This window comes from Frigoribacterium sp. UYMn621 (assembly GCF_040549525.1).
Classification (GTDB): domain Bacteria; phylum Actinomycetota; class Actinomycetes; order Actinomycetales; family Microbacteriaceae; genus Lacisediminihabitans.
The window spans coordinates 1-3,611 of record NZ_JBEPTM010000039.1 but is presented as its reverse complement, the minus strand read 5'-3'; the positions used below and the strand labels follow the sequence as shown (position 1 = coordinate 3,611).

The window sequence follows — 3,611 nt, the reverse complement described above, 5'->3', positions numbered from 1 at the left end:
CTCACCCCGATCGAGTTTGAGACAATCAACATGGCCCTCAACGCCGCATAAAACCACTAACCCAACGAGTCAACTGAACTCGGGGCAGTCCCTTGTCTTCATACCTATGTCATGCGCTGTGGAGCGCAAGTCCGTGTCTGTAGGGCTCGATTCTGGGTTTGTGTATGTCTTTTAGGCCCAATATTGGCTATTTCGAGCTATTCTTGGCGCATGAGCGACCCGCGCTATGCGCCGCGCGACTGCGCCGTTGACTACGCGCTCTTTGGAAAGTCGGACAACCTGACGTGGAAGTCGCTCGAAGCGGTCATGGCGATGTACCCGAACCTCGCGGACACCGAAACACGAGCCCAGGCGCTCCTTCTTGCCGCCAAGCTTCAACATCTCTATGTGCTTCGCATTCGCCAACGATTGCAGGTGAGACGAACGCCAGTGAAGTCCTTCGCAGCCGATGCTGGGATTGGCTACGACCGCATGGTGAAAGTGCTCCGCGGTGCCGCAATTTTGCGCTTCGAGGATCTCGCGATGGCTGACGTGCTGATCGGGGAGGTGAGCGAATTTGCGGTGCGCGATGCGCGCCAAGCGGACATAGTCATCGCAAAAGCCGAGCTCGATGCCACACAGCGAGCACGAGATAGTGAGTTCGCTCTCCGAACTGCAATGCGGGAAACTTTGGCCAAGGCTGCAAGCGACGGCGCCAAGAACATCGGAAATCGCTGACCTCTCTCTAAGCGGTCCGGGGAGGCCGCCTCGCAAGTAGGCGTGTGATGCATTTGTGATCTCAAGACAGAGGACGCTGCCCGAGTCGCCCCTTTGGCTCGACCTGACGCTCAGCGTCCACTGATGACCTGACATCTCGAACTCCGTCGCTCATTCGGCGGGGACTCGCCGAGCGCTGAGACATAACGGTATGAAATTGGTCGGTGTCAAACCGCCGATTCATTGACAAGTCCCCTCACCATCACCTCAACGCGCGCCGTGTTGGCTCTGCCGCGCATGACCTTTCCGAGACCGCTCGTCGAGCGGCTCGGAAAGGGACCAGATGCACGAGCCGATGCGGAACCCGACAGAGCTGCACGAAAAGGCAGCGAGGCGCTGGCGGGAAGCCCAGCGCGCTGACACCGAGTCGGAGAGGGATGAAGAGGCCGGGCGTGCGGTGGCGTTCGAGGTGCCGATCGTCTGGGAAGGCCCGACAAGTCGTGCCATGAATTGGGCCCGGGCGCTGGAAGCCTACGAGATGTTCTGGCGCACGAGCCGACCGAGGCGCGCCCCGCGCGAGAACTCACGAAACCGGTCGTCGCTGCCTCGGGCGGAGGGAAGGCTTGGTGAATGGGCCCGGTATCAAAGGCGATTCCAGGATCGGCTCTCGGAGTTCCAGAGGATCCGTCTGACGGCGTCGCCGGCCTTCCACTGGGATCCGGTCGAGGCAGCCTGGATGACGCATCTTGAGCTGTGCAGGCTTCACTACGTGATTCACCGGAGATTGCCGCTTCTGAATGGCGACAACGCGGAGGAGTTTGCTCTTGCCCGCTGGCTGAACCGGCAACTTCGCCAATTGCAGATGGGAACCCAGCCGCCGGCCCGAGCATCTTTCCTCGCCGAGGTGCTGAGTCTTCCTTCATCAGCCGACAAGTAAGCAGAGCAGGCGATCGGGCGGAAACACCGAACATTCGACAAGGATTCGCATTCATCTGCGCTCAGCCCGGTGGCCCGAATAACGTCAGAGGTGTGAACAAACTCCTTCGTTGTATCGGCTTCCGAACCAGCGTTCTAGGGCACCCCCTTACCGCCTTGCGGCAACCGAACACGGGACCCGAATCGCAATGACCTCCTTCGAATCGCTCCCGACCGAGCCGGGCCGTTACCGGGTAGACACCATCTCTGGGACCGTGCATATCATCGACAACACCGGTCGCCTCTACTGGGAGAGGCGGCCTCGCGTCGGCTCGATGAGGTCTGCCTACGACAACCAGCCGGTCGTCCTGAGCATTCTCGGTCCGGGCTGGCAGGTCGGCGGTCAGGGTTACCTCGAAGTCTCCGACGAGACCTACCTGACGGGGAAGACGTGGCATCTGACATCGACAATCACCTCCATCACGGACGAGCCGCAGGCGTGACCAGCTACACGGAAGACGTCCGAGTCGACCTGGCGAGAGCCCTGATCGATCGCCTCCGGACCGTCAATTGGGATCACGTTTCCTGGTCGGAAGAGTGCCCCGAGGCGATGGCCGATCGGATGTTTGCGAGCCTGCCGACGGTCTTCATCAACGACCCCGCAGTCGGCGCGTGCTTCACGACACGCGGTCTTGTTATGTGGCGAGGGTCGACGAGACAGGCGATTTACCAAGAGCGTCGCTCCGGTCGGCTGCTTGGCTTCCTGCACGGAAAGAAGATCGTGTATCCGGCGCTCCAGTTCAGCAATACGGGGCGACCACTACTCGAGCTGAGGACACTTCTCGCGAAGCTCCGTATGCCGCCCGAGAACGCTGACCAGGCGGCCAACTGGCTCGACACCGTCGATCCCACGTCGGAAGAAAGCCCCCGTGCACTGCTCACCGCAGCGTCAATCCGTCAACGAGACTCGAACAGAACACCCGAACTGGGGCAGGTAAGAATCATCCGGGAGAAACTGAAGCCCGAACGGCTCACAACGGAATTACGGTGATCGACAGCGGCCCACTCGTGGTTCAGCCCGATCGTGTCGCGATCGCTGGCGATTGGCACGGAAGCATCTCCTGGCTTCAGTCGGTGATCCCCCGCATCCATCGGGAAGCACCCGAGGTGGACACGATCTTCCACACCGGGGATTTCGGGCTCTTCCCCGAAGCGCACGGCAAGGGCTTCCTCGCAGCCGTCGACTTCTGGTGCCAAACCGCCAACATCAGGCGCGTGTAGTTGCGTCCCGGCAACCACGAAAATTGGGGTGCGTTGATACGGCGATTCGAGGCACACCCAGGACAGCTTCCTCGGCAACATCCCGCCCTATGAATATGAGCGGGCCCACTACCCTCGAACCATCGGCCCATCAAAAGGTGACGCCGCCAACAAACCGGCGGCATGAAACCCGGGACGGTTCAGAGTGGGGTCCGGAAACCCCGTGACCCAAAACCCGTACGCATTCCACAGCGGCATCAAAGACCCCGGCTCCGGACTGGTCAAGTTCGGCCTTCGTTGGTACAACCCCACCACCGGCACCTGGACCCAACAAGACACATTGGACGCACCCCTCGACCCCGCCAACGCCAACCGATACGCCTACGCCGGCGATGACCCCATCAACAACCTCGACCCTGCCGGGACTAACTTGATTGGCCTCTCTTGCGCCAGCGAGATCTCAGTAGGCGCTGCCGCGATTGTGGCGGGCGTTGGAACCGCTGTGGCCGCTGGTCTTGCGGATGTCTTCACTGGAGGAGTCGCTATTCTGGCATCGGCGGGAGAGGCCCTCGCCCTTGCTGGCCTTGTTAGTGGTGGAGTACTCTTCATCGGCGACGGCATCAACAGTTGTAATGGCTCTGGGATTGGGCTGCTGCGGGGATTTCGGACAGCGGAATTAGTGGATTCGTCTACGCTGCCAGGGCTGGCTGCTGATAACCATAGTGGACTTCGTTGGGCCG

The 3,611-nt window shown here is 60.9% G+C and carries 6 protein-coding genes; all 6 read left to right on the top strand.

Annotation, left to right across the window (positions count from 1 at the left end; translation table 11 throughout):
- Positions 1-210: 210 nt before the first annotated feature.
- Positions 211-717, top strand: a complete 507-nt coding sequence (locus ABIB54_RS17700; protein WP_354576849.1) for a hypothetical protein — start codon at positions 211-213, stop codon at positions 715-717.
- Between the two features lie 322 nt (positions 718-1,039).
- A complete protein-coding gene (locus ABIB54_RS17695; RefSeq protein WP_354576848.1) occupies positions 1,040-1,633 on the top strand; it encodes a hypothetical protein in 594 nt (197 codons plus the stop codon).
- 187 nt (positions 1,634-1,820) lie between these two features.
- On the top strand, positions 1,821-2,114 hold the full coding sequence (locus tag ABIB54_RS17690) for a hypothetical protein (protein ID WP_354576847.1): 294 nt from the start codon (positions 1,821-1,823) through the stop codon (positions 2,112-2,114).
- Complete coding sequence (locus ABIB54_RS17685) at positions 2,111-2,662, top strand: hypothetical protein (RefSeq protein WP_354576846.1); 552 nt, start codon at positions 2,111-2,113, stop codon at positions 2,660-2,662. Before ABIB54_RS17690 ends, ABIB54_RS17685 begins: the two co-directional genes overlap by 4 nt.
- Positions 2,659-2,892: a metallophosphoesterase gene (locus tag ABIB54_RS17680; protein WP_354576845.1), complete on the top strand. Its 234-nt coding sequence runs from the start codon at positions 2,659-2,661 to the stop codon at positions 2,890-2,892. The genes ABIB54_RS17685 and ABIB54_RS17680 overlap by 4 nt, the downstream gene beginning before the upstream one ends.
- Positions 2,893-3,094: 202 nt before the next feature.
- Positions 3,095-3,611: RHS repeat-associated core domain-containing protein (locus tag ABIB54_RS17675; protein ID WP_354576844.1), on the top strand; the 517-nt coding region annotated here is incomplete at its 3' end.

Coding starts and splice junctions, on each gene's coding strand:
- ABIB54_RS17700 (WP_354576849.1), top strand. CDS start 211: ATGAGCGACCCGCGCTATGCGCCGCGCGACTGCGCCGTTGACTACGCG.
- ABIB54_RS17695 (WP_354576848.1), top strand. CDS start 1,040: ATGCACGAGCCGATGCGGAACCCGACAGAGCTGCACGAAAAGGCAGCG.
- ABIB54_RS17690 (WP_354576847.1), top strand. CDS start 1,821: ATGACCTCCTTCGAATCGCTCCCGACCGAGCCGGGCCGTTACCGGGTA.